Raw genomic sequence first — 22901 nt, 5'->3', positions numbered from 1 at the left:
ATTCAACGTCCGGTGTTCCAGGAGAATTCCGATGCCGCGGCTCCGTTCGCCGGCCGCCGGGCTCGGCGACGGAGCGGCTCAAGGCGTGGTCGCCTGCTGACTCGCCGGCGGGATGAACAGCCGCTCGAACGTGCTCACCGAGTGCTCCCACACCCCCGGCACCAGCAGCACCCCCAGCACCGCGAACACCGGGAAGATCAGCCGCTTCTCGACCTTCTTGCCGGTGCGGAACCGCAGCACCCGCGGTGGCCGGATCTCGTACCAGGTCTCGCCGGCGATCGGGAGCGGGAAGAGGAACGGGCAACCGGACTCGGTCAGCGCGTCACCCAGGCAGTGGGCCACGCACCCCGCCGCCACCGCGATCCCGAGCCAGCCGGAAATGGACGCCAGTTCACCCGCTCGATCGGGTGGCGCCGTGAAGAACCACCACGCCACCGCCGCGCCGCTCACCGGGAGAAGCCAGTCGCCCAAGGCGCCCTCGGCCAGCATCAGCCCGAAGATCACCACGCCGACGACCGCCCACGGGCCGCCTTCGGTCGTGCCCCACGACGTCAGCACGCCCAGTCCGGCCGCGAAGAGAACCGTGTGGGACAGGTGGCGGTGTTTGCCGGTGACCTTCTCGTCGCGCGGGCCCTTGGTCAGCGCGTAGATCCCCGCCGAGACGCGGCGCAGGATCCATGACAGGGCGCCCGTCAGCCAGCCGAGCAGGCGGGACGCGCTCGCGCCGGGGTGGTCGAGGTCGGGCAGCAGGGCGAACCCCGCCGTCGTCGCCGCGAAGACGACCGCCTGGTGCACCGAACCCGCCCCCACCGCGGGCGCCAGGGCCAAGCCCGCGCACCAGCCGGTCAGGGCATGCGTCCGCCCCATCATCGTGCCGCCCCCAGTGGTCCGCGAACCAAATCTCCGCGGAACGGTAGCGGGCAGTCAGCCTTGGGGTTCCTCCGACACGCTCAGGTGTTCGGCCACACCGGTGAGCTCGATCACCCGGCTCACCGCGGGGCTCGGAACGACCTCGAGTTCGACGTCCTGCTCGCCGGCCTGGCGTTGTGCGCGGAGCACCACGTTCAGCGCGGAGGAATCGAAGAAGGTCACCCCGGACAGATCGGCCACGACCCGCTGCGCGCGCTTGTCCGCGATCAGCCCGGCGAGGGCCTCCTGCAGCTGCGGGCTGGTGAGCAGATCGAGCTCGCCGGTGACCACCACCCGAGGCTCCGTCGCGTCGGTGTCCAGCGTGATGCCGAACCCGGGCGGGGTGGCGTTCTGGTCGGCTGCGGGCATGCAGTTTCTCCTCGTCAGGCGCTGCTCCTGCGCCGGGTACGCGCCTGCTGTCTCAAGCGGCATCCGTGTCACCGTGCCTTCCACAGCCCGGGGCATGACCCCGCGCCGGACACGGTCAAGGCAACTCCGGGGCCAACCCTAACCCAGGAAGCGACCGCGCCCGCCACGGCCGCCACCCTTTCGCCTGTACTGCTCACCAGCGATCAAATCCTGCCTGCTCAGCGTGCTGCTCAGTGCGCACTCATCGCCTTCCGCGCCGCCCTGCGCTGGCGCAGGAACAGCTGCCGCCGCTCGATCTCCCCGAGCCCGCCCCAGATGCCGTACGGCTCCTGTACGGTCATCGCGTGCTGGCGGCACTGAGCCAGGACCGGGCAGGCCTGGCAGATCGCCTTGGCCCGCGCCTCCCGCCGCTCCCGCGCCGAACCGCGCTCGTTGTCCGTGTGGAAGAACAGGCTGCTGTCCGCACCCCGGCACGAGCCGTGCAGCTGCCATTCCCACTCTTCAGCAACCACATTGGGCAGCCGGCTCACGTCAGCCATGTCGTCCCTGCCTTTCCCAGGATCAGCACGTCGACCGCTACATGCCCGCCGGTGGAGCGGATCAAACCCGGGTTTGGTTTGCTCACACCACGGGCATCTCGCTCACCGGGCGTGGAAGACACTGCCGATCACCTGGAGCGCGAGCCTGAGAAAGGAACAAACGTGGAGGACAACGCCCCGCTCGTCCCGGAAGTCGCGCAGGTCATCGAGGTACGGACGGCAGCGATCCCGCACGTCGTGCCCACGCTGCGGACCATCGTGGCCGACATCGCGATGCGCCAGGACTTCGACCTCGACGCCGTCGAGGACCTCCGGATGGCAGTGGACGAAGCCTGCTCACTGTTGCTCCCCGCCAGTTCGGACGGTCGTCTGACGTGCGTCTTCTCCTGGAGCGGGCCGCGGATCGAGGTTTCCGTGTCGGTGCTGGCGGACAGCGCCGAACACGAGGACGACGCCGGCCTGTCGTGGCAGCTGCTGACCGCCCTCGCGACGACCGCCGAGCGCACGATCACCCCGGAGAACGGCCGCTACCTGTCCCGGGTCGACCTCGTCCGGGAAAGCCAGGCGACGGAGTCGTGACCGATCCCGCCGGGAGCAGCGGGAACGACCTCGACGTCGGCGCGCTGTTCACCCAACTCGCTGCCCTGCCGGCGGACTCGCCCGAGCGGGAGCGCATCCGCGACACCCTCGTGCGCGCGCACCTGGAGCTGGCGCGGAACCTGGCCCGGAAGTTCCGCAACCGCGACGAGGCGATGGAGGACCTGGTCCAGATCGCCACGGTCGGGCTGATCCACGCCGTCGACCGGTTCGACCCGGGACAGGGCACGGACTTCCTGGCGTTCGCCGTGCCCACCATCTCGGGCGAGCTGCGGCACCACTTCCGGGACAACAGCTGGTCGGTGCGGGTGCCGCGGCGGCTCAAGGAGCTGAACGCGAACATCTCCGCCGCGCGCGAGGAGCTCACCGTGCAGCTCTCGCGCGCTCCGAAGCCGAGTGAGATCGCGGCCCGGCTCGGGGTGCCCATCGAGGACGTCTACGAGGGACTCCGCGCGGGGCAAGGCCGCTACGGCGCGTCGCTGGACCACCTGCTGGAGAACGCGGCGCACACCCGCTTCGGGGCGCCGGACGCCGAGCTGGGTCAGGCCGAGCTGCGGGAGGCGCTGCGCCCGATGCTGGAAAGCCTGCCGGAGCGGGAGCGCAAGATCGTCGCGCTGCGGTTCGGCTCGGGGATGAGCCAGTCGGACATCGCCCGCCGCGTCGGGGTGTCCCAGATGCAGGTTTCGCGGCTGCTGGCCGCGACGCTGAAGAAGCTGCGGTCGGGTTTGGACGAATCCGAGCTGGCCGACGGCACCTGATTAGCCGCTCAGCCGCTTGGGTACCTGGCGGGCGGTACCGAACTCACTGGGAGGGGGACCGGATGACGATGTCGAAGACGCCGCAGCGCACAGCGGCGGCCGTCGCCCCGCTGCGGGTGCTTCTTCCGGCCGACGTCACGGCCCCGGCACTGGCCCGGCACGAGGTCCGGACGACGCTGCTCCGGCACGGCCTGCGGGAGCAGCAGTTCGACGACGTCCTGCTGGCGACCTCGGAGCTGGTCACCAACGCCTTCGAGCACGGCGACCGGCCCCAGCGGCTCGAGATGGAGTACGCCGGCGGCCGGCTGACGCTGCGGGTGCACGACACCGGCCGGATGCTGCCCGAGCTGCGGGCGCCGTCCCCGGCCGAGGCATGCAGCCGCGGGCTGGTCCTGGTGCAGGCGCTGTCGCTGGACTGGGGCTTCGAACGCTGCCCCGGCGGCAAGTACGTCTGGGCGGTCTTCCAGCTGCCGGACGCCTGATCAGAGGAGTTCCCGCGCAGCGTCGGTCTCCCCGATCCGCTGCCGGAACGGCTTGCGCTCCAGTGCTTCGGCGATCGCGTCCAGCAGGGCGCGCAGCGAGTACGGCAGCTCGGCCTCCAGTGCCTCCGTCGCTTCGGTCGTCGCCGTCCACTCCGCCTCGATCAGCGGCAGCAGGTCGCGCGCCTTCGCGGTGAGCGAGACGATCCGCTGCCGGGCGTCGGCCCCCGGCTCCAGGCGCACGAGCCCGGCCCGGCTCATCTGCGCGACGGTCTGGCTGGCCGCCGAGTGCGTCACGCGCATCTCCCCGGCGAGGTCGCGGATGGCCAGTGGGCCGCGCGCCAGCAGCGCCCGCACCACCGGCGAGTACCGCGGCCGGTAGCCGTCGAGGCCGATGTCGGCGAGGAACCGCGCGATGTCACCGTCGAGGATCTCGAGGACGTGCCGCATCCGGGTCCCCAGTCCCTCCGGACCCGACGTCATGGCCATGACGGCCGATCATAGGCGCCGGTCGTGTGCTTGGATCGCGACATGGAGAACCGGAAGATCACCCGTCTGGGCCGCGAGGTGTCCGTCGTCGGGCTCGGCTGCTGGCAGCTCGGGGCGGACTGGGGCGAGGTCGACGAGAACGACGCGCTGGCCGTGCTGCACGGCGCCGCCGACGCCGGCGTCACCTTCTTCGACACCGCGGACGTCTACGGCGACGGCCGCAGCGAGCGGCTGGTCGGCCGGTTCCTCGCCGAACGCGGTGACGTCTTCGTGGCGACCAAGATGGGCCGCCGGGTCGAGCAGGTACCCGAGAACTACGTGGCCGCGAACTTCCGCGAGTGGAACGACCGGTCGCGCCGCAACCTCGGCGTGGACACGCTCGACCTGGTCCAGCTGCACTGCCCGCCGACGCCGGTGTACTCCTCCGACGCGGTGTACGACGCCCTCGACGCGATGGTCGACGAAGGCCGCATCAAGGCGTACGGCGTGAGCGTCGAGACCTGCGAGGAAGCGCTGACGGCGCTCGCGCGGCCGAACGTCGCCTCGGTGCAGATCATCCTGAACTGCCTGCGGCTCAAGCCGCTGGAGCGCGTGCTGCCCGCGGCGGTGGAGGCGGGCGCCGGGATCATCGCGCGGGTGCCGCTGGCGTCCGGGCTGCTGTCCGGGCGGTACACCGCGCAGACGACGTTCGCGGAGAACGACCACCGCAACTACAACCGCCACGGCGACGCGTTCGACGTCGGCGAGACCTTCTCCGGGGTGCCGTACGAAGTCGGGCTGGAGGCCGTCGAGCGGCTGCGCGGCCTGGTCCCGTCCGGGCAGACCCTCGCGCAGTTCGCGCTGCGCTGGATCATCGACCAGCCGGGCGTCAGCACGGTGATCCCGGGCGCCCGCAACGCCGGGCAGGCGCAGGCGAACACCGTGGCGGCCGCACTCCCGCCGCTGTCCGCTGAGGCAGCCGCCGGCGTCCGCGAAACCTACGACGCGCTGATCCGGCCGCTGGTGCACGACCGCTGGTAGGCCCGGCATGATGGGCCGATGATGACGCCCGAAGAGCTGCTGACCACCACCCGGACCGTCCGCAAGCGCCTCGACCTCGAGCGCCCGGTGCCGCTCGACCTGGTCAAGCACTGCGTGCAGGTCGCGCTCCAGGCGCCGAGCGGGTCGAACACGCAGCGGTGGCAGTGGCTGGTCGTCACCGACGCCGGCCAGCGGGCCGCGCTCGGGGCGATCTACCGCCGGGCGTGCCAGGAGTACCTGGCGTCTCCGGGCGCCGCGGGCAAGTTGTTCGCGGACGACCCGGCGCGGGCGCGGGTGCAGCAGCGGGTCGGCGACAGCGTGGCGTACCTGGCCGACCGGATGGGTGACGTCCCGGTGCTGGTGGTCCCCTGCTTGGAGACGGCGTCCGCGGAGCTGCCGCCGGGCAACCAGGCGGGGATGTGGGCCTCCCTGCTGCCGGCGGTGTGGAGCTACATGCTCGCGGCCCGGTCGGTGACGCTCGGGACGGCGTGGACGACGCTGCACCTGAAGTACGAGCAGGAGGCGGCCGAGGTGCTGGAGCTGCCGAAGAACGTCCACCAGGCGGCGCTGATCCCGACGGCCTTCTACACGGGCGAGACGTTCAAACCCGCGGCGCGGCAGCCCCTGGACGAGGTGCTGCACCTCGACCGCTGGTGAGGCGGAGTTACAGGTAGCTCACCAGGCGGTCGGCCAGTGGGGCCGGGTGGCTGAGCGGCACGCAGTGCGGGCCGTCGATCTCGTCGGGCTCGATGCCGAGGCGGTCGCGTGCCACCCGCCGCTGGAAGTCCGGGACGAAGAACCGGTCGTCGCGGGCGAGCAGCACGCGGGTCGGGACGTCCGGGTGGGCCGGCAGCGGCCACGGCTCGTCCCACTCCTTGCTGACCTGCTCGCGCCCGTGCGCCTGGCACGCCTCGGCGAGCGGCGCCGGGACGCCGTTGAAGAACTGTTCGGTCTCGCTCAGCCCCTTCGGCGACTCGAAGCCCGTGTTGCCCCACCACTGCCCCGGCTGCTCCCCCGGCGCCGGGATCATCCCGGCCAGGTACACCAGCAGCCGCGCGCGGACCTTCGCCGCGACCAGCGGCGCGGTGAACCCGCCGTACGAGTGGCCGACCACGGCGACGTCCGTGCGGTCGCCGAGCGCGGCCAGCACCGTCTCGGTGAACTCCGCCAGCCCGGCCGAGGTGTCGGTGATCGGCAGGTCCGGGGCGACCGCGTCGTGCCCGCGGGCCGCCAGTTCCGGCACGAGCAGGTGGAAGTCCCAGCCGCTGCCACCGCCGCCGTGGATCAGCGCGAAAGTCGTCATGGCGGGCAGCTCAGCAGCGGCGCAACATGTCCGTCAAGGCGGTTTTCTCGGCCTGCGTGACGGTCAGCCCGTAGTAGTGCTTCACGACGATCCAGTCGGTCGCGTAGGTGCACCAGAAGGCCACCAGCGGCGGCTTCCACTGGTCGGGCGCCTTGTCGCTCTTCTGCTGGTTGACGTTGTCGGTGACGGCGAACAGCTGCGGCCGGGTCAGGTCGTTGGCGAACTGCTCGCGCTTCTCGGTCGTCCACGTCTTCGCGCCGCTCGCCCAGGCCTGCCCGAGCGGGACCATGTGGTCGATGTCGAGATCGGTGGCCTTGGTCCAGGTCTCGTCGTCGTAGACGCTGGTCCACGTCCCGGACGTCGCCTTGCAGTCCTGGTCGGTCTTGACGTCCTTGCCGGCGCGCTTGAGCACGACTTCACGGGTGTCGCAGCCGGATCCCTGGCTGTCCCAGTGCGGGAACTTCTCGCGCGAATAGCCGTCCATGGACGTCCGCGCGGCGATGGTCAGCTCGTCGAGTTGCTTCTGCGCGCCGGCCGCGTCGACCGGGACGGGCGCCGAAGGAGCGGGCGACGGCGGGGTCGCGCCCGCGCCCCTCGTCGCCCAGTACCCGAGGAGTGCGACCGCCAAGACCGCGATTACCAGCAGGGTTCGCTGCGTCACGCTGAGCCGAAAGCTCCGGGCCGCCACATTTTCTCCTCTCACCTGCGCGCTCGCGCGGCGTAGTCTCACCTCTGCCGACGCGGGACAACCGCGCCGACACGATGACCTGGCGCGAATGTGACCTCGCCCACCCATGGCGGAGCTGTCACACGGAGCCGATCAACTGCGACTACCGGAGCAGGACCCATCCGGAGGGAGCAGCCGATGCCCGGCCGGCTCAAGAAGTTCGACGAGTTCTTCCAGCGCAAGGCCGCCGAGGGCGGCAACGTCGTCGCCATGGCCCGGATGGGGTCGGCGATGCGAGAGCGCGGCGAGCTCGCCGAGGCCGAGTCTTGGTACCGCAAGGCCGCCATGGGCGGTGACCGCGTCTCGATGACCGCGCTGGCCCACCTGCTCGCCGACCGCGGCGCGCCGGACGAGGCCGAACGCTGGTACCACGAGGCGGCGCTGGCCGGCGAGCCGCACGGGATGCAGTACCTCGCCAAGTCGTACGAGCGGCGCGGCAAGCGCGAAGACGCCCGGCACTGGTACGGCGAGGCGGCCCGCGCCGGTGACCTGCCCTCGATGGCCGCGCTGGGGCGGCTGCTGCGCGAGGGCGGGCAGGGCGAAGAGGCCGAGTCGTGGCTGCGGCAGGCCGCCGAGGCGGGCTTCACCGGCGCGATGATCGACCTGGGCACCGTGCTCCGCGACCGCGGCCAGGCCGCCGAGGCGTCCCGCTGGTGGCGGTCCGCCGTGCAGGCCGGCGACCTCGCGGCCACCTGCCAGCTCGGCAGGCAGGCCGAACGGCTCGGCCGGCCGGCCGACGCCGAAGCGTGGTACCGCCGAGGGGCGGGTGGCGGCCACGTCGAGGCGATCGTCCGGCTCGGGCTGCTGCTGCACCGCCGCGGCGACCTCGAAGAGGCCGAGAGCTGGTACCTCGACGCCGCCGAGCGCGGCGACCCGGCGGCGATGACGAACCTCGGCGTGCTGGCCCGCAACCGCGGCGACGAGGGCGAAGCCGCGGCCTGGTACCGCAAGGCCGCCGAGCACGGCAGCGTCCCCGCGCTCACCAACCTCGGCCACCTCGCCGAGCACCGCGAGGACTTCGCCGAGGCCGAGCGGTGGTTCCGCCAAGCCGCCGAGATCGGGGACGTCCAGGGCATGTTGAGCCTGGCGCGCATGCTGCGGGCGCGCGGCGCCAACCAGGAGGCCGAGCTGTGGCTGGCCCGCGCGGAGACCGTGCAGGACGATCGGGAGCACCAACACTGACTGTTGTGTGGTCCAACTCACGGTTCTAGCCTGGGGGCGCACCCCTGGAGGTTGCGCAATGAGGCCACGAGTCCTGGTCGCGGGTATCGGCAACGTCTTCCTGCACGACGACGGCTTCGGTGTCGAGGTGATCAGGGAACTGGACCGGGCCGGCCTGCCACCGTGGGTGCAGATCGCCGACTACGACATCGCGACGGTCCACCTGGCGTACGACCTGACGGGTGGCTACGACACAACGATCCTCCTGGACGCGACCCCGCACGGCCTGCCACCGGGCACGCTGTCCCTGACCTCGGCAACGGACACCCACGACCTGCACGGCGACGCGGTGTTCCGCCTGCTCCGCCTCGTGGGCGGCGACGCGGGCCGGGTACTGCTCCTGAGCTGCGAACCGGCGTGCGTCGACGGCGGGATCGGGCTGTCCCGCAAGGTCGGAGCCGCTGTCCCGGCCGCGGTGCGCGTGGTCACCGAACTGGCCTGGGGCGCCAGTCCGGAACTGCCGGTCCGGGAGCCGACCGAAGTCTGACTTCCTTGTTCGGCAAGGCACTGCGCGAGAAAACCTCCTTGCCGGCCCGGGGAGCCGGCAAGGAGGCCTTCATTCACGACAGCGTCAGAAACCCGCCGTCACCTTCGTGAAGTCCCAATCGTTCTGGGCGATGCCGCTGCAGGTCGACTGGACGCCGCCGCCGGGGCAGCCGCGGTCGCGGTTGACCGACCAGAACGCCAGGCGGGCGATCTTGTTCGTCTTGGCCCAGCCGGTGATCTGGGTCCAGGCCGACAAGCTCGTCAGCTCCTGCTGGTCGGACAGGCCGTTCATGCCCGAGATGCCGAGGTGGGCGTACGCCGTGGCGTCGTTCCACCCGAACGTCGACTTCAGCTTGTCGCGCAAGCCGTTCGCCGCGCTCACCGTGCTCGCGTACATGTCCGCGCCGCCGCCGAAGTCGAACGGCATGATCGTGAAGACGTCCACGTTGGCGCCCAAGGCCTTCGACTGGTCGATGAGCCGGTTGCCGTAGTAGTTCGGGCCGGTCGTCGACGTGCCGAAGGTCAGGATGGTCTGCACGCCCGGGTTGTTCTGCTTGACGATCTTCAGCGCGTTCAGGATGCGGTCCTGCACGGCCTCGTTCTCGAACTCGTCGGAGTTCTCGATGTCGATGTCGATCGCCTTGAGCCCGTACGCGTTGATCACCTGCTGGTAGGCGCCGGCCAGCGCGGCCGGGGTCGAGCAGTTCGGGCCGAGCTTGTTACCGCTCCAGCCGCCGAACGACGGGACCACCTGGCCGCCCGCCGCCTTGATTTGCGCGATCGCGTTCGCGTCCGCGCTGCCCTGCAGCGGACGGCTGCTGTCCCACGCCGGGTTGCAGCCACCGGAGGCGTTGACGAACGCCATGGTGAACCACTTGACCCCGGTCGCGCTCATCACCGTTTGCGGGTTCGGGGGGTTGCCCCAGCCCAGGTACAGGTACGGCGCGCCGCGGCCGCCCGCCGGGAGCGGCGGGGTGGTGGTGGTCGGCGGGGTGGTCGTCGTAGGCGGCGTAGTGGTCGTGGGGGGTGTGCCCCCGGCCGAGCACGAACCGCCGTTCAGCTTGCAGTTCGACGGCGCGACGTACGAACCGGAGTACGCCACGTTGAAGCCGAAGCTCGCGCTACCGCCGTTGCCGACGTTGCCGTTCCACGTGTTCTTCACCGTGACGTGCTGCCCGGACGCCGTATAGCTGCCGTCCCACAGCGACGAGATCTTCGCGCCGCTCGGCAGGTCGAACTCGACGGTCCAGGTCGGCAACGTCGAGCCGGAGCCGTTGTTGATCGTGTACTTGCCCTCGTACCCGGTGCCCCAGTCGGAGCCCTTGGTGAAGGTCGCGGACACCCCGCCCGCCGCGCTCGCCGGAGCGATCACGAACAGCGCGCCGATCGTGGCGGCCGCGGCCGCCAGCCCGAGTGCGGGCCACCACCGGCGCCTCATGACAGGCCGTTCTTCATCGCGGTGATGAGCTCGCCGCCCGTGGTGTCCCCGGTCAGCTCCCAGAAGAAGGCGCCGCCGAGGCCCTGCTGCTTGGCGTAGGACATCTTCCCGCCGATGGTCGCCGGGGTGTCGTAGCTCCACCAGTTGCTGCCGCACTTGGCGTACGCGGTGCCGGCGAACGTGCCGGTCGACGGGCAGGTGTTCTTGAGGACCTTGTAGTCCTCGATGCCGGCCTCGTACGTGCCCGGCGCGGCGCCGGTCGCGGTGCCACCCGGGGCGTCCTGTGTGACGCCGGTCCAGCCGCGGCCGTAGAACCCGATGCCCAGCAGCAGCTTGTTCGACGGGACGCCCTTGCTCTTGAGCTTCTGGATCGCCGCGTCGGAGTAGAAGCCCTGCGTCGGGATGCCGGTGAAGTTGGTCAACGGCGAGTGCGGGGCGGTCGGGCCCTGCGCGGCCCAGGCGCCGAAGTAGTCGTAGGTCATCACGTTGTACCAGTCGACGTACTGCGCGGCGCCGCCGTAGTCGGCGACGTCGAGCTTGCCGCCGTTGCTGCCGTCCGCCGTGATCGCCGAGGTGACCAGGAACGACGAGCCGAACTTCGCCCGCAGCGCGGCCAGCAGGTTCTTGTAGGCCGCGGCACCGCTGGTGTCACAGGACAGGCCGCACGCGTTGGGGTACTCCCAGTCGATGTCGATGCCGTCCCAGATGTCCGCCCACCGCGGGTCCTTGAGCAGGTTGTAGCAGGACTGCGCGAAGGCGGCCGCGTTCTGCGCCGCCTGGCCGAAGCCGCCGGAGTAGGTCCAGCCGCCGAACGACCAGATCACCTTGAGGCCCGGGTGCAGCTTCTTGAGCTTGCGCAGCTGGTTGAAGTTGCCGGCCACCGGCTGGTCCCAGGTGTCGGCGACACCGTCGACGCTGCCCGCGGCGTCGTAGGTCTTCTGGTAGTCGGCGTACGGGTCGTCGTTCGCCGTGCACTGACCGTTCTTGACGTTGCCGAAGGCGTAGTTGATGTGGGTCAGCTTGCTCGCCGAGCCCGACGTCTCGATGTTCTTGACGTGGTAGTTGCGCCCGTAGACGCCCCACTGCACGAAGTAGCCGACGTTCTTCAGCCCGCCCGGCGGGGGCGGCGTGGTGGTCGTCGGCGGGGTGGTCGGCGTCGTGGGGGTGGTGGTCGGCTGCGTCGGGGTCGTCGGCGTGGTGGTCGGGGTGCCACCGCCGGCGTCGCAGGAGCCGCCGTTCAGCTTGCAGTTGGCGGGGGCGGCGTAGGTGCCGGAGTAGGCGACGTTGAAGCCGAAGCTCACGCTGCTGCCGTTGCCGACGTTGCCGTTCCAGGTGTTCTTTACGGTGACGTGCTGACCGGACGCGGTGTAGCTGCCGTCCCACAGCGACGCGATCTTCGCGCCGCCCGGCAGGTCGAACTCCACCGTCCAGCTCGACAGCGTCGAACCGGAGCCGTTGTTGATCGTGTACTTGCCCTCATACCCGGTGCCCCAGTCGGACCCCTTCGTGAAGGCGGCGCCGACGCCACCGGCGGCGCTCGCCGGCACGGTGACGAGACCGACCGCGATCGCGCCGACCGCGGTGAACAGACCGAGGAGGTGCCATCTCTTTCTGGACATCGCTCTCCCTTGAGCCAGGTGCAGGACGGCGGACACCAACACCACCGGCGGGGACCAGGGCGGTGTTTTGCGCCGTTTGCGCAAACGTTACGTGGTCCAGACCAATTATGGAAGTCCCACCACGGAGAGTGCCGGCCAGGGGCCGAACGGTCGAACCCGGTGATCGGCGTTGCGCGCGAAGTGGTCCAGTCCAGTTACGCAAAGCAGCCGAGGTCGACCACCGCGAGAAGGCAACGGCACCCGACTTTCGACGCGGGGCCGTTCGCAGGAACGAAATGGCGCTTATACCGCAGCGATAACTCAAAAAAGGACAACAAATCGTCGCGATATCAAAACGTTACCTCATTCCCAGCTCACGCCCAGGTAGCGGTTTGAATCTGTGCTTCCCCATTACCGGACATCGGAGACGTTGATGACAGACCGCCACAATCACGACCACGATCCGGACATCTTCGACCGCGGCCTCGCCGCGGACATGGAAACGTTCTACAGCCGCCGGGGTGCCCTCAAGCTCCTCGGTGCGGCAGGACTCGTCGCCGGCGGCGCGGTCGCGGCCATCACCGCCGGAGGCGCCCAGGCCGCGACCGCGGCCGTGGAAGCCTGTGTCGGCAAGGTTCCCACGGAGACCGGAGGCCCGTACCCGGCCGACGGCAGCAACGGCCCCGACATCCTGACCCAGAGCGGCGTCGTCCGCCGCGACATCCGGTCGAGCTTCGGCAGCTTCACCGGAGTCGCCACCGGCGTCCCCCTGCGCTACGAGATCACCCTCCTCGACGCCGCCAGTTGTGCTCCCCTGGCCGGCGCCGCTCTCTACATCTGGCAATGCGACAAGGACGGCGCCTACACCCTGTATTCCGCCGGCAAGCTGAACGAGAATTACCTGCGTGGCGTCCAGGTCGCCGACAGCACCGGCACGCTCGCCTTTCAGGCCATTTTCCCCGGCTGTTACTCCGGCCGCTGGCCCCATGCCCACTTCGAGGTCTACAACACCCTCGCCCAAGCCACTGCGAGCTCCACCCCGCGGCTGACGTCGCAGCTCGCGCTGCCCCCGGCGAACTGTGCGACCGTCTACGCCACGTCGGCGTACTCGACCAGCCTGGCGAACTACCGACGGATCACCCTCGCCGGCGACATGGTCTTCCGCGACGGCTACAGCCGTCAGATGCCCACGGTCACCGGCGATCTCACATCCGGGTACACGGCGAAGATCACGGTCAGCGTCTGAGCGAATTCCGTGCCTTGACGGGCGCCCCAGCAAGCCCGTTCGGCGCACTGTGTCGGAGTCGGTGACTTTTCCGAGCACAGGAGCGAAAAGCAAGGAGCCCCCTGTCACCAGGGGGCTCCTTGTATTGCCGTCTCAACCAGACGTGCGCCCGAAGGGATTCGAACCCCTGACCTTCTGATCCGTAGTCAGATGCTCTATCCAGCTGAGCTACGGGCGCGTGTTCAGTTGTAACCTAGCACCCGGCGAACCGGGTACCAGCGGAGGCTCCGGGATTTGAACCCGGGAGGGGGGGTTACCCCCAACCGCATTAGCAGTGCGGCGCCATAGACCAGACTAGGCGAAGCCTCCTGGGCCCAACGACCACTGCTCAGATAGGTTACACACCCCCCGAACCCCCTCTGACGGCACCCCCCTCACGCCCGGTGCAGCAGTCTGAGCAGGCGCGGAGAGCGGCCGCCCAGGCCTTCGGCCTCGAACGTCGCGATGCCGACGCGGGGCAGTTCGCGGACGCCGGGGTACACCAAGTAGCGCGGCACCCAGCGGGGCTGGAACTTCGCGTTGAACCGGTACAGCGTCTCGATCTGGATCCACCGCGAGAAGAAGTGCAGCACCTTCGCCGCCGTCTTGGCGACCGGGCCCGCGCCGATGCGCCGGCCCTGTTCCATCAACGCGCGGAAAGCCGCGAAGTTCAGGGACACCTGCTCGACGCCGTGGCGGCTCGCCGACAGCAGGAGCTCCGAGATCATCAGCTCGTTGACGCCGTTGTCGGCCGTGCGGTCGCGGCGCATGACGTCCAGCGAGAGACCCGTCCGGCCCCACGGCACGAACTGGAGCACCCCGCGGACGCGGCCGCCCTGCTCGGCCGTCACCAGCACCGAACCCGGGTCGCCCATGCGGCCCAGCGCCATCGAGAAGCCGCGCTCGGTGTCCGTGTCGCGCCAGTTGGCGGCCAGGACCTCCAGCTCGGCCAGCTCACCGGGACGCAGGTCCTCGGCTCGCCGCACCAGCACCTTGTAGCCCGCGCGCTTCGTGCGGGCCGCCGCCTGGCGGACGCCGCGCATGGTGCGACCGTCCAAGGTGAACCCGGCGGCGTCGACGACGGCTTCGTCGCCGATCTCCAGTACCTCCAGGCCGAACCGGGCCCAGACCGTCGCGCCGAGCTCCGAGACGCCCATCGCCGCCGGGATCCAGCCGCCCGAGCGGCAGACCTCCAGGTACTCCTCGATCGCACCCGGCCAGGCCTCGTGGTCGCCCAGGGGGTCGGCCGAGCACAGCGCGACCCCGGCGATCACGCGGTAGGTGACCGCCGCCTTGCCGGTCTTGGAGAACACGGCGAACTTGTCCCGCCGCAGCGCGAAGTACCCGAGCGAGTCCCGCTCGCCGTGCTCGTCCAGCAGCCGGCGCAGCCGCGCGACCTCCTCGTCGGTCAGCCGCGGCGCCGGCTCGGCCGAGCGCAGCAGGAAGTACGCCGACACCAGCACCGCGGCGAGGCCGAACAGCAGACCGACGGCGGCGGTGAGGTCCTCCAGCCACATCTGGTGGAACGCGGCCGGCCCGCTGGCGGCGACCAGCGCGAGTGCGGACTCCGCCAGCCGGTCCCCGAAGCCCATCGGCGTCAGGACCGCCCGCGGCGCCACGGACAGCAGGATGACGTTGATCACGAATCCGGCCAGTGCCAGCTGGAGGAACACGCGCATCGCGCGCCAGCGCCCCACCACCGGGTCCGGCTTCGCGACGAAGTATCGCCGGTTCGCGATCAGGCCCACCAGCAGCACCACCGACACCAGACCGGCGCCGAAGACGTGCTTCAGCCCGAGGTGCGACACCGTGAGCAGCACGGTCGCGACGACCGCGAGCTGCCAGGCCCGCCTCTTGCGGCGCCGCAGCCCCGCGGCCAGCAGCACTAGCAGCACCCCGGTGACCAACGCGACGGTCGCCGCGGCGACCGTCGCCTCCTGCGGCAGCTCCAGCCACTCGGCCAGGTGCCCGCGCAGGCTGCGCCGCCCGGCCGGGATCAGGATCGAGCCCAGGGTCATCAGCCCCGCCAGCCGGGTCACCCACGTGATCACCCCCACGGTGGTGGCTCCTGCCACCTTCCAGGTGATCTGCGCGCGTGTTCCCGTCACCACCTGTACAACCCGCCGTGGATGATCATGCTTCCCCCATCTACCCCCCGGCGAGCTCCACGAACGGCGCCAGTGCCGCCGGATTGGCCAGCGCATCGCGGCTGACGGCCCGGTCGGGAGCCACACCGGCGAGGATCTTCTTCACCGGTACCTCACACTTCTTACCGTTCAAGGTACGAGGTATCTCGGAAACCACGACGAACCGATCGGGTACATGGCGCGGTGACAGCGCGCTACGCAGTTCCTTCCGCAGCGCCGGCTCGACGTCTTCCAGCTCGACACCGTCCGCGAGCACCACGAAGCAGATCAGCTGCCCGTCCTCGTTCCCGGCTGCGGAGGTGTCCACGACCAGGGAATCCGCGATCTCGTCGTAGCCCTCGACGACCCGGTAGAACTCCGCCGTGCCCATCCGGACGCCGCCGCGGTTGAGCGTCGAGTCGCTGCGGCCGTAGATCACCGCCGAGCCGCGGTTGGTGATGCGGATCCAGTCCCCGTGGCGCCACCGGCCCGGGTACATCTCGAAGTACGCCTCGCGCAGCCGTGAGCCGTCGGGGTCGTTCCAGAAGAACACCGGCATCGACGGCATCGGCTTCGTGATCACCAGCTCGCCGACCTCTTCGACGACGGCGTTGCCGGCCTCGTCGAACGCGTTGACCGCGGCACCCAGCGCCGGGCAGGACAGCTCGCCGAGCCAGACCGGCACGTCCGGCGCCGACGCGACGAACGCCGCGCACAGGTCGGTGCCGCCGGAAACCGAGCAGATCTGCACGTCCTTCCCGACCTCGTCCACGATCCACCGGAAGCCTTCGACGCTCAGCGGCGCGCCGGTGGAGCCGAGCGCCCGCAGCCCGGTCAGGTCGTAGCGTTCGGCGGGCTTGATCCCGGCCTTCAGGCAGCTCTGGATGAACGGCGCCGACGTGCCGAAGTAGGTGACGCGGTGCTGCTCGGCCAGGTGCCAGAGCGCGTTCAGCCCCGGGTACCCGGGGCTGCCGTCGTAGAGCACGATCGTGGTGCCGACCAGCAGGCCGGAGATGAGGAAGTTCCACATCATCCAGCCGGTGGTGCTGAACCAGAAGAACCGGTCGCCGGGTCCGAGGTCGGTCTGCAGGGCGAGGGCCTTGAGGTGTTCCAGCGTGATGCCGCCGTGCCCGTGCACGATGCCCTTCGGCAGGCCGGTGGTGCCGGACGAGTACAGCACCCACAGCGGGTGCGCGAACTCGACCGGCTCGAACAGCAGCGGCGCGCCCTGGTGCCGCGCGAGCAGTTCGGCCCAGTCGAGCGTGCCCTCCATCCGGCCTTCGCCGACGTACTCGACCAGCACGGTCGCGGCCAGCGACGGCAGCTGCCGCTGGAGATCGGCGATGGTCGTCCGGATGTCGAACTGGCGGCCGTTGTACGCGTACGCGTTGACCGCGAAGAGCACCTTCGGCTCGATCTGCACGAAGCGGTCCGCGACCGCGCGGACGCCGAAGTCGGGCGAGCACGACGACCAGATCGCGCCGATGCTCGCCGCGGCCAGGAACGCCACCAGCGTCTGCGGGCAGTTCGGCGCCAAGGCGACGACCCGGTCGCCCTTGCCGACGCCCAGTTCGAGCAGCGCCGCCCGGGCCGCGGCGACCTGCGCGCGAAGCTCGCCGTACGTCAGGTGGCTCGCGAAGCCGTCTTCGCGGTGGAAGATCACCGCCGTCTCGTCGTCGGCCTTCGCGGCGCCCGCGACGCCGGGGGTGAGGGCGTGCTCGGCGTAGTTGAGGGTGCCGCCCTCGAACCAGACGGCGTCCGGCATCCCGCCCGAGAGCACTTCGCCCGGCTGGTCGTGCCAGCGGACGCCGAGGAACTCCGCGACCGCCGCCCAGAAGTCCGGGCCGCGGTCGACCGAGAACTCCCACAGCGAGCGGTAGTCGTCCACCTCGACACCGCGCTCGGCGCGCAGCCACCGGCGGAAGGCTTCGATCTTGGTGTCGGCAACGTGGCCCGGCTCGGGGCGCCAGAGCACTTCGGGGGCGTCGGCGGTGTGCGTCACGCCCCGAGCCTAATCCCTCGGATCGGGAAGTCACCGTGGTCGGAACCAACACGGAACCCAGCCCGGAAGTGGTGGGCGCCCACACCTACCGCAGGTGCGCGTCGAACCAGTTGAGCGTGCGCTGCCAGGCTTCCGCGGCCGCGCCCGGATCGGCGTCGAAGCGGTGGTTCGCGCCCGGGTAGTGGACGACGTTCGTGGCGACCTTCGCCGACGCGGCGGCGTCGCGCAGGCGCTCGACCTCGGCCCCGCCCGCCTCGTCACCGGCGTCGCCGTACATGCCGAGCCACGGGCTGGTGAGCCGCCCGGCGATCTCGACCAGCGCGGGCAGCTCGACGGCCTGCTGCCCGCCGACGCTGACGGCGGCACCGAGCTTGCGGTGCGACGCGACGACCAGGGCCGCGCTGCCGCCAAGGTCGAAGCCCATCACGCCGAGCAAGTCGGCCTGGACTCCCCGCTCGACCAGCCAGGCGAGGGTGAGGTCGGTCGCGTCGAGCAGGTCCTGCTGCGTGAGGCGGTCGTTCTCCAGGTGCGGGGTGACGGTCAGCCAGCCCTCCGTGGCGAGGCTGGCGAGCAGCAGCTTCACCCCGTCGGTGACGCCGTCGGCCTCGTGCAGCACCACCAAGCCGCCGCGTAGCGCGCCTTCGGGTTCCGAGAAGGTCAGGCGCAGGGTGGGGCCGTCGGTGCGCTGGTAGTCCACGGTGGAGGTCGGCGTCATACCTCACTCAATCACTTCCAGGTGAACGGGAGGAAGCCCGGTGACGCAGGTCGCCGGGGACAGGACCGCTGGAAGGGAGTCGCGGGGCGGCGGGCGGAAAAGATACGGTGACCGGGTCGTCCCGTCGATTTCCAGGAGCGCCGAAGATGCCGTCCGTGTCCCCGCGTGCCGATCTCGAATCGTTGCCGAAGTACGTCCCCGGCCGGACGATCGAAGGCGCGATCAAGCTGGCGAGCAACGAGGTGCCCGGCGGTGCGCTGCCGAGCGTCGCGCGGGCGATCGCCGAGGCCGCCGCGGACATCAACCGCTATCCCGACACCGGCTCGCAGGCGCTGCGCGAGCGGCTGGCGCGCGAGCTGGACGTGCCGGTGGAGCACGTCGCGATCGGCTGCGGCTCGGTGTCGCTGTGCCAGCAGACGATCCAGGCGGTGTGCGCACCCGGCGACGAGGTCATCTTCGGCTGGCGGTCGTTCGAGGCGTACCCGATCGTCACGCAGGTCGCGAACGCCGTCTCGGTGAAGGTCCCGATCACCGAGGGCCAGGAGCTCGACCTCGACGCGATGCACGCGGCGATCACCGACCGGACGCGCGTGGTCTTCGTCTGCAACCCCAACAACCCCACCGGAACGGCGGTGCGCCGCGCGGAGCTGGAGCGGTTCCTGGCCGCGGTGCCCGAGCACGTGCTGGTCGTGCTGGACGAGGCGTACAAGGAGTTCGTCACCGACCCGGAGGTCCCCGACGGCGTCGAGTACACCCGCACCCGGTCGAACGTCATGGTGCTCCGCACGTTCTCGAAGGCGTACGGCCTCGCGGGTCTTCGCGTCGGTTACGCGGTCGCGCCCGAGCCGATCGCGGACGCCCTTCGCCAGGTGTACGTCGCCTTCTCGGTGAACATGCTGGCCCAGGTGGCCGCGCTGGCGTCGCTCGACGCGGCCGACGAGCTCCTGGACCGCTGCAAGGAGATCGTCGCCGAGCGCGGGCGGGTGCGGGACGCGCTGCTCGAAGCGGGCTACCGGGTGCCGGAGACGCAGGCGAACTTCGTCTGGCTGCCGCTCGGTGACCAGGCCGTCCCGTTCGCCGAGCACGCGCTGGACCGCAAGCTGGTGGTGCGCCCGTTCGCCGGCGACGGCGTGCGCGTGACCATCGGGACCCGCGAGGAGAACGACCTGTTCCTGGCCGCGGCCCGCGAATTCAGTCCGCGAACTGCTTGACCACCAGCTGGACGACGGCGGCGACGCCGATCACCACGATCACGCCGCGCAGCACCGCCGGCGGCAGCCTCCGGCCGATCTTGGCGCCGAGGAAGCCGCCGGCGGTCGAGCCGACGGCCAGCCACAGCACGACGGCCCAGCTGATCGGCGCGACGAACGCGTAGATCACCCCGGCGACGACGTTGACCACGGCGGCGAGGACGTTCTTCACGCCGTTGAGCTTCTGCAGCGGTTCCGACAGCAGCATCCCCATCACGGCCATCAGCATCACGCCCTGCGCGGCGGTGAAGTACCCGCCGTAGATGCCGATGAGGAAGATGAAGAACATCAGCAGCGGCCCGGGCTTGTGCTCGGTGCCGTTCTGCTCGCGCCGCTGCGCGACCCACTTCGACACCCTCGGCTGGATGATCACGAGGACCACGGCCAAGCCGACCAGCACGGGGACGACGGCTTCGAAGGCGTCCTTCGGTAGGGAGAGCAGCAGGATGGTGCCGCCGATGGCGCCGAGGAAGGACGCGACGCCGAACTTGACGACCTGCGGCCAGTAGCCCTTGAGCTCGTGCCGGTAGCCCCAGGCCCCGCTGAGGGTCCCGGGCGCGAGGCCGATGGCGTTGGACGTCGTGGCGGTCACGGGCGGATAGCCCAGCGCGACGAGCACGGGGAAGGTCACGAGCGTCCCCGACCCGACGACGGCGTTGATGGTCCCCGCCCAGATCCCGGCGACCACGACGATCAGCGCGTGCCACCACGTCATGAAGCAATCACGTCCGGAGCCTAAGCACCGTGGGGCGCTCCCGCGACGCAGATGTGTCAGGCCAGACAGTCACGGGTGTCCGAGCGCACTGTCATGCCGTTCCTTCCGGTACGTGGGCCGGGACGACCTCGGACTCGACCCGCCAGCCGAGCGAGGAGTACAGGCCGCGCCCGGCTTCGGAAGCCAGCAGCACGCTCGAATCCGCCCCGGCCGCGACGCCCAGCCGGTGCATCACCACCCGGCCGAGGCCCCGTCGCCGGTGCTCCGGCTCCGTTTCGATCTTGTCGAACACCGCGACGCCCGAAGCCACCGCCACCCGGCCCCGGGCCGCCGGGACGTCGCCGGAGGTCACCAGCACCTCCCACACCGGTCCGTCGCCGGTCACCGTGACCGAGTACGGCGCCGGGACCGCCACTTCGGGTGGCGCACCCTCGAAGGCCATCAGGTACTCCGTCTCCTCCGCCGTCCACGCCGGGGTCAGGCCCGCCAACACAGCGGGACGCGGGCCGCACGTCTTCAGCCAGGTGCCCGGCGAAGCCACCGTCCGGGCCCGGGAGGCCACCGTGGCCGGCGACCGCAGCAGGTAACGCACGCGGTGGCCGGGCAGTCCGACGTCGACGCGGTAGCCGTCGGGCTCCGGAAGGGGCTCCGGCGTCGCCCGTGACACCGCCCAGCCGTGCACCCACGCCCCCAAGATCTCCATGGTCGGTGATCATGGCAGCCACCCCCGACAATTCCGTGAACTGAGAGGATGAGGCGGTGGACACCGAGCAGGTCTGGAGCGCGACCGTCGACCGGTTGCGGGCGCGGATCGACTCCGGTGACCTGCCGCCGGGCTCACGGCTGCCCGCCGAGCGCGTCCTGTGTGAGGAACTCGGGATCAGCCGGGGCTCGCTGCGGCAGGCCCTGCGCGTCCTGGCCTCCATCGGGTACGTCCAGATCCGCGCCGGCTCCGGCACCTACGTCCGCGAACAGCAGGAACAGCCGCTGCGCACCTGGTTCACCGAGCACGACCAGCTCGTCGAGAAGCTGTTCGACCTGCGCGCGACCGTCGAACCGACCCTCGCCGAACGGCTGGCCCGGCACGCCACCGCGCGAACCGTGAGCCGGCTCGAAGACAACGTCGCCGAGATGGCGCAGGCCGCCGAGGACGGGGACATGCTGCACGTCATCGCCGCCGACGCCGAATTCCACCGGGTGATCGCGCAGAACGCCGGCAACGACGACGTCGCCGGGCTGCTGCGGGCGGTGCTCGCCCTGGTCGGCGAGGAGCGGCGGGCCGCGCTGCGGCTGCCAGGGCAGATCCGCAAGGCCGTCGACGACCACCGCGCCATCCTCGACGCCATCCGCCGGTCCGACCCGGCCGCCGCCCGCGAACTGACCCTCAAGCACCTGGTGGACGCGAAAACCTACGCGCACGACTACGCCGCACACCCCGAAGAGCGCTAGACTTTTCACAACATTGTGAAATTTCTGGGGGTCGTGATGGAGAAGGTTCGCTTCACCGCAGAAAAAGCCACCAACCTGGCCACGCTGTACGGCCGCGCGCTCGACTACCGCAGCGCCCACCCGATCCTCGGCGACAAGGCGGCGGACGACGCCGTCCGCCGCATCGACTTCGACTTCACCAAGGTCGGCATCTCCCGCGACCGGGCGGTGTCGGTCGTCCTGCGAGCGAAGCCGATCGACGACTGGACGGCCGAGTACCTGCGCGACCACCCGGACGCGATCGTGCTGCACCTGGGCTGCGGCATGGACACGCGGTTCCAGCGCCTGGCCCCGCCGCCGACCGTCCACTGGTACGACGTCGACTACCCCGAGGTCGTCGAGCTGCGCGAAAAGCTGTACGACAAGGCGCCGAACCAGACGCACATCGGCACGTCGGTGACCGACTTCGGGTGGCTCGACCAGGTGCCGCCGGACCGGCCGGCGCTGGTCGTCGCCGAAGGCCTCACGATGTACCTGACCCCCGAGAGCGGCACCGAACTGGTCCGCCGGCTGGTCGCGAAGTTCCCGTCGGGCAAGCTGATCTGCGACGTCTTCAACCGGACCGCCATCAAGATCCAGAAGCTCAACGCGCCAGTGCGCAAAGCAGGCGCGACGCTGTACTGGGGCATCGACGACCCACGCGAGCTCGAGCGCTGCGGCCTCACCCTGGAGTCCTCATTGGACGCGGCACACTGGGCGTCGCCGGCGGTGCTGGCCAGGATGGGGCCGATCACCCGGTTCCAGCTGCGCATGCTGAAGGTCTTCCCGGCCCTGGCCCGGACGGCGCACATCGTGCGGTACCGCTTCTAGCGGGACTCCAGCACCCGCGCCACGAACTTGTGCAGCTTCTCCTCGAGCCGCGCAATGCGCTCCTCCAGCGTGAGCGTCTCGAACGGCTGCGGCACATCGGACTTGAGCTCGCCGCGGACGTACTGGCAGCAGGCCAGGTTGCCGCAGGCGTACATGCCCAGCGTGTTGCCGTCGCGGCCGGACTTGCCGGCGCGCTTGCCCGAGAACAGCGTGATGTCGGCGAGGCCGTGAGCCGTGGTGCAGAAGCCGCAGATGTTGCTGCGCAGCCGCGATTTCGGGGGCGCGGCGGCCCGCAGGGCGAGCCCGACGACTTCACCGCCGTAGGGCAGCACGAGGTAGGCGCGCGCGGGCGCCTTCGGGTCGCGCCAGCCGAGGAACTCCCGCTTGTCCCACGGGATCTCTTCGGGCCGGGCGGGCAGCGTCACACCCTTGGCCTCGCCGCGGGTGCAGTTGACGAACGAGGCCCGGATCTCCTCCTGGCTGTATCGAACCGGGCTTCGCCCGGGCCGGGGGCTCCGCCACCCGGACCCCCCGGAAAAGGCGGTAGATGGGTCCATGATCCGCACGGTAATCACGCACACGGGCGGTGGCCACGCAT

The 22901-nt window shown here is 70.5% G+C and carries 25 protein-coding genes and 2 tRNA genes; 11 read left to right on the top strand and 16 right to left on the bottom strand.

Annotation, left to right across the window (positions count from 1 at the left end; genetic code table 11):
• Positions 1-78: 78 nt before the first annotated feature.
• From AB0M80_RS10365 to AB0M80_RS10355, 3 genes are all read right to left on the bottom strand, one after another.
• Positions 79-867: a metal-dependent hydrolase gene (locus AB0M80_RS10365; protein ID WP_364562049.1), complete on the bottom strand. Its 789-nt coding sequence runs from the start codon at positions 865-867 to the stop codon at positions 79-81.
• Positions 868-924: 57 nt separating this feature from the next.
• On the bottom strand, positions 925-1278 hold the full coding sequence (locus AB0M80_RS10360) for an STAS domain-containing protein (protein WP_364561694.1): 354 nt from the start codon (positions 1276-1278) through the stop codon (positions 925-927).
• Between the two features lie 230 nt (positions 1279-1508).
• Positions 1509-1817 carry a WhiB family transcriptional regulator gene (locus tag AB0M80_RS10355; RefSeq protein ID WP_043788536.1) on the bottom strand — a complete coding sequence of 103 codons (309 nt, stop codon included), beginning with the start codon at positions 1815-1817 and terminating at the stop codon, positions 1509-1511.
• Between the two features lie 162 nt (positions 1818-1979).
• Here AB0M80_RS10355 and AB0M80_RS10350 point away from each other — a divergent pair, with 162 nt between their 5' ends.
• The 3 genes from AB0M80_RS10350 (at position 1980) to AB0M80_RS10340 (ending at position 3654) form a co-directional block, all read left to right on the top strand.
• Positions 1980-2396 carry an anti-sigma factor gene (locus AB0M80_RS10350; RefSeq protein WP_364561692.1) on the top strand — a complete coding sequence of 139 codons (417 nt, stop codon included), beginning with the start codon at positions 1980-1982 and terminating at the stop codon, positions 2394-2396.
• On the top strand, positions 2393-3172 hold the full coding sequence (locus AB0M80_RS10345; RefSeq protein ID WP_364561689.1) for a SigB/SigF/SigG family RNA polymerase sigma factor: 780 nt from the start codon (positions 2393-2395) through the stop codon (positions 3170-3172). Before AB0M80_RS10350 ends, AB0M80_RS10345 begins: the two co-directional genes overlap by 4 nt.
• Before the next feature lie 62 nt (positions 3173-3234).
• Positions 3235-3654: an ATP-binding protein gene (locus AB0M80_RS10340; protein WP_364561687.1), complete on the top strand. Its 420-nt coding sequence runs from the start codon at positions 3235-3237 to the stop codon at positions 3652-3654.
• Here AB0M80_RS10340 and AB0M80_RS10335 read toward each other — a convergent pair whose 3' ends face one another.
• Positions 3655-4140: a MarR family winged helix-turn-helix transcriptional regulator gene (locus tag AB0M80_RS10335; RefSeq protein WP_364561684.1), complete on the bottom strand. Its 486-nt coding sequence runs from the start codon at positions 4138-4140 to the stop codon at positions 3655-3657. It abuts the gene before it with no gap.
• A gap of 42 nt (positions 4141-4182) precedes the next feature.
• On the opposite strand from AB0M80_RS10335, the gene AB0M80_RS10330 reads away from it, so the two are divergent.
• Positions 4183-5160 (top strand): aldo/keto reductase, encoded by a 978-nt coding sequence (locus AB0M80_RS10330; protein WP_364561681.1) that lies wholly within the window; start codon positions 4183-4185, stop codon positions 5158-5160.
• An 18-nt stretch (positions 5161-5178) separates the two neighbouring features.
• A complete protein-coding gene (locus AB0M80_RS10325; protein ID WP_364561678.1) occupies positions 5179-5817 on the top strand; it encodes a nitroreductase family protein in 639 nt (212 codons plus the stop codon).
• 7 nt (positions 5818-5824) lie between these two features.
• Here AB0M80_RS10325 and AB0M80_RS10320 read toward each other — a convergent pair whose 3' ends face one another.
• Together AB0M80_RS10320 and AB0M80_RS10315 are read right to left on the bottom strand one after the other, a co-directional pair.
• Positions 5825-6463 carry an alpha/beta fold hydrolase gene (locus AB0M80_RS10320; RefSeq protein ID WP_364561675.1) on the bottom strand — a complete coding sequence of 213 codons (639 nt, stop codon included), beginning with the start codon at positions 6461-6463 and terminating at the stop codon, positions 5825-5827.
• 10 nt (positions 6464-6473) lie between these two features.
• The gene (locus AB0M80_RS10315; protein WP_364561672.1) at positions 6474-7151 is read right to left on the bottom strand and encodes an HNH endonuclease family protein; all 678 of its coding nucleotides are present in this window, start codon (positions 7149-7151) and stop codon (positions 6474-6476) included.
• Between the two features lie 177 nt (positions 7152-7328).
• Here AB0M80_RS10315 and AB0M80_RS10310 point away from each other — a divergent pair, with 177 nt between their 5' ends.
• Entirely contained in the window at positions 7329-8372 is a 1044-nt protein-coding gene (locus AB0M80_RS10310; RefSeq protein ID WP_364561669.1) for a tetratricopeptide repeat protein, read from the top strand.
• Positions 8373-8430: 58 nt separating this feature from the next.
• A complete protein-coding gene (locus AB0M80_RS10305) occupies positions 8431-8898 on the top strand; it encodes a hydrogenase maturation protease (protein ID WP_364561666.1) in 468 nt (155 codons plus the stop codon).
• 84 nt (positions 8899-8982) lie between these two features.
• Here AB0M80_RS10305 and AB0M80_RS10300 read toward each other — a convergent pair whose 3' ends face one another.
• Both AB0M80_RS10300 and AB0M80_RS10295 read right to left on the bottom strand, forming a co-directional pair.
• Entirely contained in the window at positions 8983-10335 is a 1353-nt protein-coding gene (locus AB0M80_RS10300) for a cellulose binding domain-containing protein (RefSeq protein ID WP_364561663.1), read from the bottom strand.
• Positions 10332-11954, bottom strand: coding sequence for a glycosyl hydrolase family 18 protein (locus tag AB0M80_RS10295; RefSeq protein ID WP_364561660.1), 1623 nt, complete (start codon positions 11952-11954; stop codon positions 10332-10334). Before AB0M80_RS10295 ends, AB0M80_RS10300 begins: the two co-directional genes overlap by 4 nt.
• A gap of 412 nt (positions 11955-12366) precedes the next feature.
• On the opposite strand from AB0M80_RS10295, the gene AB0M80_RS10290 reads away from it, so the two are divergent.
• A complete protein-coding gene (locus AB0M80_RS10290; protein WP_364561657.1) occupies positions 12367-13179 on the top strand; it encodes an intradiol ring-cleavage dioxygenase in 813 nt (270 codons plus the stop codon).
• Positions 13180-13322: 143 nt separating this feature from the next.
• On the opposite strand, the gene AB0M80_RS10285 is transcribed toward AB0M80_RS10290, so the two are convergent.
• The 5 genes from AB0M80_RS10285 to AB0M80_RS10265 form a co-directional block, all read right to left on the bottom strand.
• A tRNA-Arg gene (locus AB0M80_RS10285) sits at positions 13323-13396 on the bottom strand.
• 41 nt (positions 13397-13437) lie between these two features.
• Positions 13438-13527, bottom strand: a tRNA-Ser gene (locus AB0M80_RS10280).
• A gap of 65 nt (positions 13528-13592) precedes the next feature.
• Positions 13593-15308: a phosphatidylglycerol lysyltransferase domain-containing protein gene (locus AB0M80_RS10275; RefSeq protein ID WP_364561654.1), complete on the bottom strand. Its 1716-nt coding sequence runs from the start codon at positions 15306-15308 to the stop codon at positions 13593-13595.
• Positions 15309-15345: 37 nt separating this feature from the next.
• A complete protein-coding gene (locus tag AB0M80_RS10270) occupies positions 15346-17325 on the bottom strand; it encodes an acetoacetate--CoA ligase (RefSeq protein ID WP_364561651.1) in 1980 nt (659 codons plus the stop codon).
• An 85-nt stretch (positions 17326-17410) separates the two neighbouring features.
• Positions 17411-18040 carry a dienelactone hydrolase family protein gene (locus AB0M80_RS10265; protein WP_364561649.1) on the bottom strand — a complete coding sequence of 210 codons (630 nt, stop codon included), beginning with the start codon at positions 18038-18040 and terminating at the stop codon, positions 17411-17413.
• 146 nt (positions 18041-18186) lie between these two features.
• Between AB0M80_RS10265 and hisC the strand changes: the two genes are divergently transcribed.
• A complete protein-coding gene (gene hisC / locus AB0M80_RS10260; RefSeq protein WP_364561646.1) occupies positions 18187-19251 on the top strand; it encodes a histidinol-phosphate transaminase in 1065 nt (354 codons plus the stop codon).
• Here hisC and AB0M80_RS10255 read toward each other — a convergent pair.
• On the bottom strand, positions 19232-20005 hold the full coding sequence (locus AB0M80_RS10255; protein ID WP_364561643.1) for a sulfite exporter TauE/SafE family protein: 774 nt from the start codon (positions 20003-20005) through the stop codon (positions 19232-19234). The two genes, hisC and AB0M80_RS10255, sit on opposite strands and share 20 nt — an antisense overlap.
• Positions 20006-20096: 91 nt before the next feature.
• On the bottom strand, positions 20097-20708 hold the full coding sequence (locus AB0M80_RS10250) for a GNAT family N-acetyltransferase (protein ID WP_364561640.1): 612 nt from the start codon (positions 20706-20708) through the stop codon (positions 20097-20099).
• A gap of 56 nt (positions 20709-20764) precedes the next feature.
• On the opposite strand from AB0M80_RS10250, the gene AB0M80_RS10245 reads away from it, so the two are divergent.
• Both AB0M80_RS10245 and AB0M80_RS10240 read left to right on the top strand, forming a co-directional pair.
• Positions 20765-21454: a FadR/GntR family transcriptional regulator gene (locus AB0M80_RS10245; RefSeq protein ID WP_364561637.1), complete on the top strand. Its 690-nt coding sequence runs from the start codon at positions 20765-20767 to the stop codon at positions 21452-21454.
• A gap of 36 nt (positions 21455-21490) precedes the next feature.
• Complete coding sequence (locus AB0M80_RS10240; protein ID WP_364561635.1) at positions 21491-22303, top strand: class I SAM-dependent methyltransferase; 813 nt, start codon at positions 21491-21493, stop codon at positions 22301-22303.
• Here the strand turns inward: AB0M80_RS10240 and AB0M80_RS10235 are convergent.
• A complete protein-coding gene (locus AB0M80_RS10235) occupies positions 22300-22860 on the bottom strand; it encodes an FBP domain-containing protein (protein WP_364561633.1) in 561 nt (186 codons plus the stop codon). The genes AB0M80_RS10240 and AB0M80_RS10235 overlap by 4 nt on opposite strands.
• Positions 22861-22901: the final 41 nt, after the last annotated feature.

The sequence above is a fragment of the Amycolatopsis sp. NPDC051045 genome, from assembly GCF_040682955.1.
Taxonomy (GTDB): Bacteria; Actinomycetota; Actinomycetes; order Mycobacteriales; family Pseudonocardiaceae; genus Amycolatopsis.
Note: the sequence above shows the minus strand (reverse complement) of the source record. Positions and strands in the feature narration are given on the sequence as shown.

Coding starts and splice junctions, on each gene's coding strand:
- AB0M80_RS10325 (WP_364561678.1), top strand. CDS start 5,179: ATGATGACGCCCGAAGAGCTGCTGACCACCACCCGGACCGTCCGCAAG.
- AB0M80_RS10330 (WP_364561681.1), top strand. CDS start 4,183: ATGGAGAACCGGAAGATCACCCGTCTGGGCCGCGAGGTGTCCGTCGTC.
- AB0M80_RS10250 (WP_364561640.1), bottom strand. CDS start 20,708: ATGGAGATCTTGGGGGCGTGGGTGCACGGCTGGGCGGTGTCACGGGCG.
- AB0M80_RS10240 (WP_364561635.1), top strand. CDS start 21,491: ATGGAGAAGGTTCGCTTCACCGCAGAAAAAGCCACCAACCTGGCCACG.
- AB0M80_RS10310 (WP_364561669.1), top strand. CDS start 7,329: ATGCCCGGCCGGCTCAAGAAGTTCGACGAGTTCTTCCAGCGCAAGGCC.
- AB0M80_RS10235 (WP_364561633.1), bottom strand. CDS start 22,860: ATGGACCCATCTACCGCCTTTTCCGGGGGGTCCGGGTGGCGGAGCCCC.
- AB0M80_RS10305 (WP_364561666.1), top strand. CDS start 8,431: ATGAGGCCACGAGTCCTGGTCGCGGGTATCGGCAACGTCTTCCTGCAC.
- AB0M80_RS10335 (WP_364561684.1), bottom strand. CDS start 4,140: ATGGCCATGACGTCGGGTCCGGAGGGACTGGGGACCCGGATGCGGCAC.
- AB0M80_RS10365 (WP_364562049.1), bottom strand. CDS start 867: ATGGGGCGGACGCATGCCCTGACCGGCTGGTGCGCGGGCTTGGCCCTG.
- AB0M80_RS10300 (WP_364561663.1), bottom strand. CDS start 10,335: ATGAGGCGCCGGTGGTGGCCCGCACTCGGGCTGGCGGCCGCGGCCGCC.
- AB0M80_RS10295 (WP_364561660.1), bottom strand. CDS start 11,954: ATGTCCAGAAAGAGATGGCACCTCCTCGGTCTGTTCACCGCGGTCGGC.
- AB0M80_RS10320 (WP_364561675.1), bottom strand. CDS start 6,463: ATGACGACTTTCGCGCTGATCCACGGCGGCGGTGGCAGCGGCTGGGAC.
- hisC (WP_364561646.1), top strand. CDS start 18,187: ATGCCGTCCGTGTCCCCGCGTGCCGATCTCGAATCGTTGCCGAAGTAC.
- AB0M80_RS10255 (WP_364561643.1), bottom strand. CDS start 20,005: ATGACGTGGTGGCACGCGCTGATCGTCGTGGTCGCCGGGATCTGGGCG.
- AB0M80_RS10265 (WP_364561649.1), bottom strand. CDS start 18,040: ATGACGCCGACCTCCACCGTGGACTACCAGCGCACCGACGGCCCCACC.
- AB0M80_RS10355 (WP_043788536.1), bottom strand. CDS start 1,817: ATGGCTGACGTGAGCCGGCTGCCCAATGTGGTTGCTGAAGAGTGGGAA.
- AB0M80_RS10290 (WP_364561657.1), top strand. CDS start 12,367: ATGACAGACCGCCACAATCACGACCACGATCCGGACATCTTCGACCGC.
- AB0M80_RS10340 (WP_364561687.1), top strand. CDS start 3,235: ATGACGATGTCGAAGACGCCGCAGCGCACAGCGGCGGCCGTCGCCCCG.
- AB0M80_RS10360 (WP_364561694.1), bottom strand. CDS start 1,278: ATGCCCGCAGCCGACCAGAACGCCACCCCGCCCGGGTTCGGCATCACG.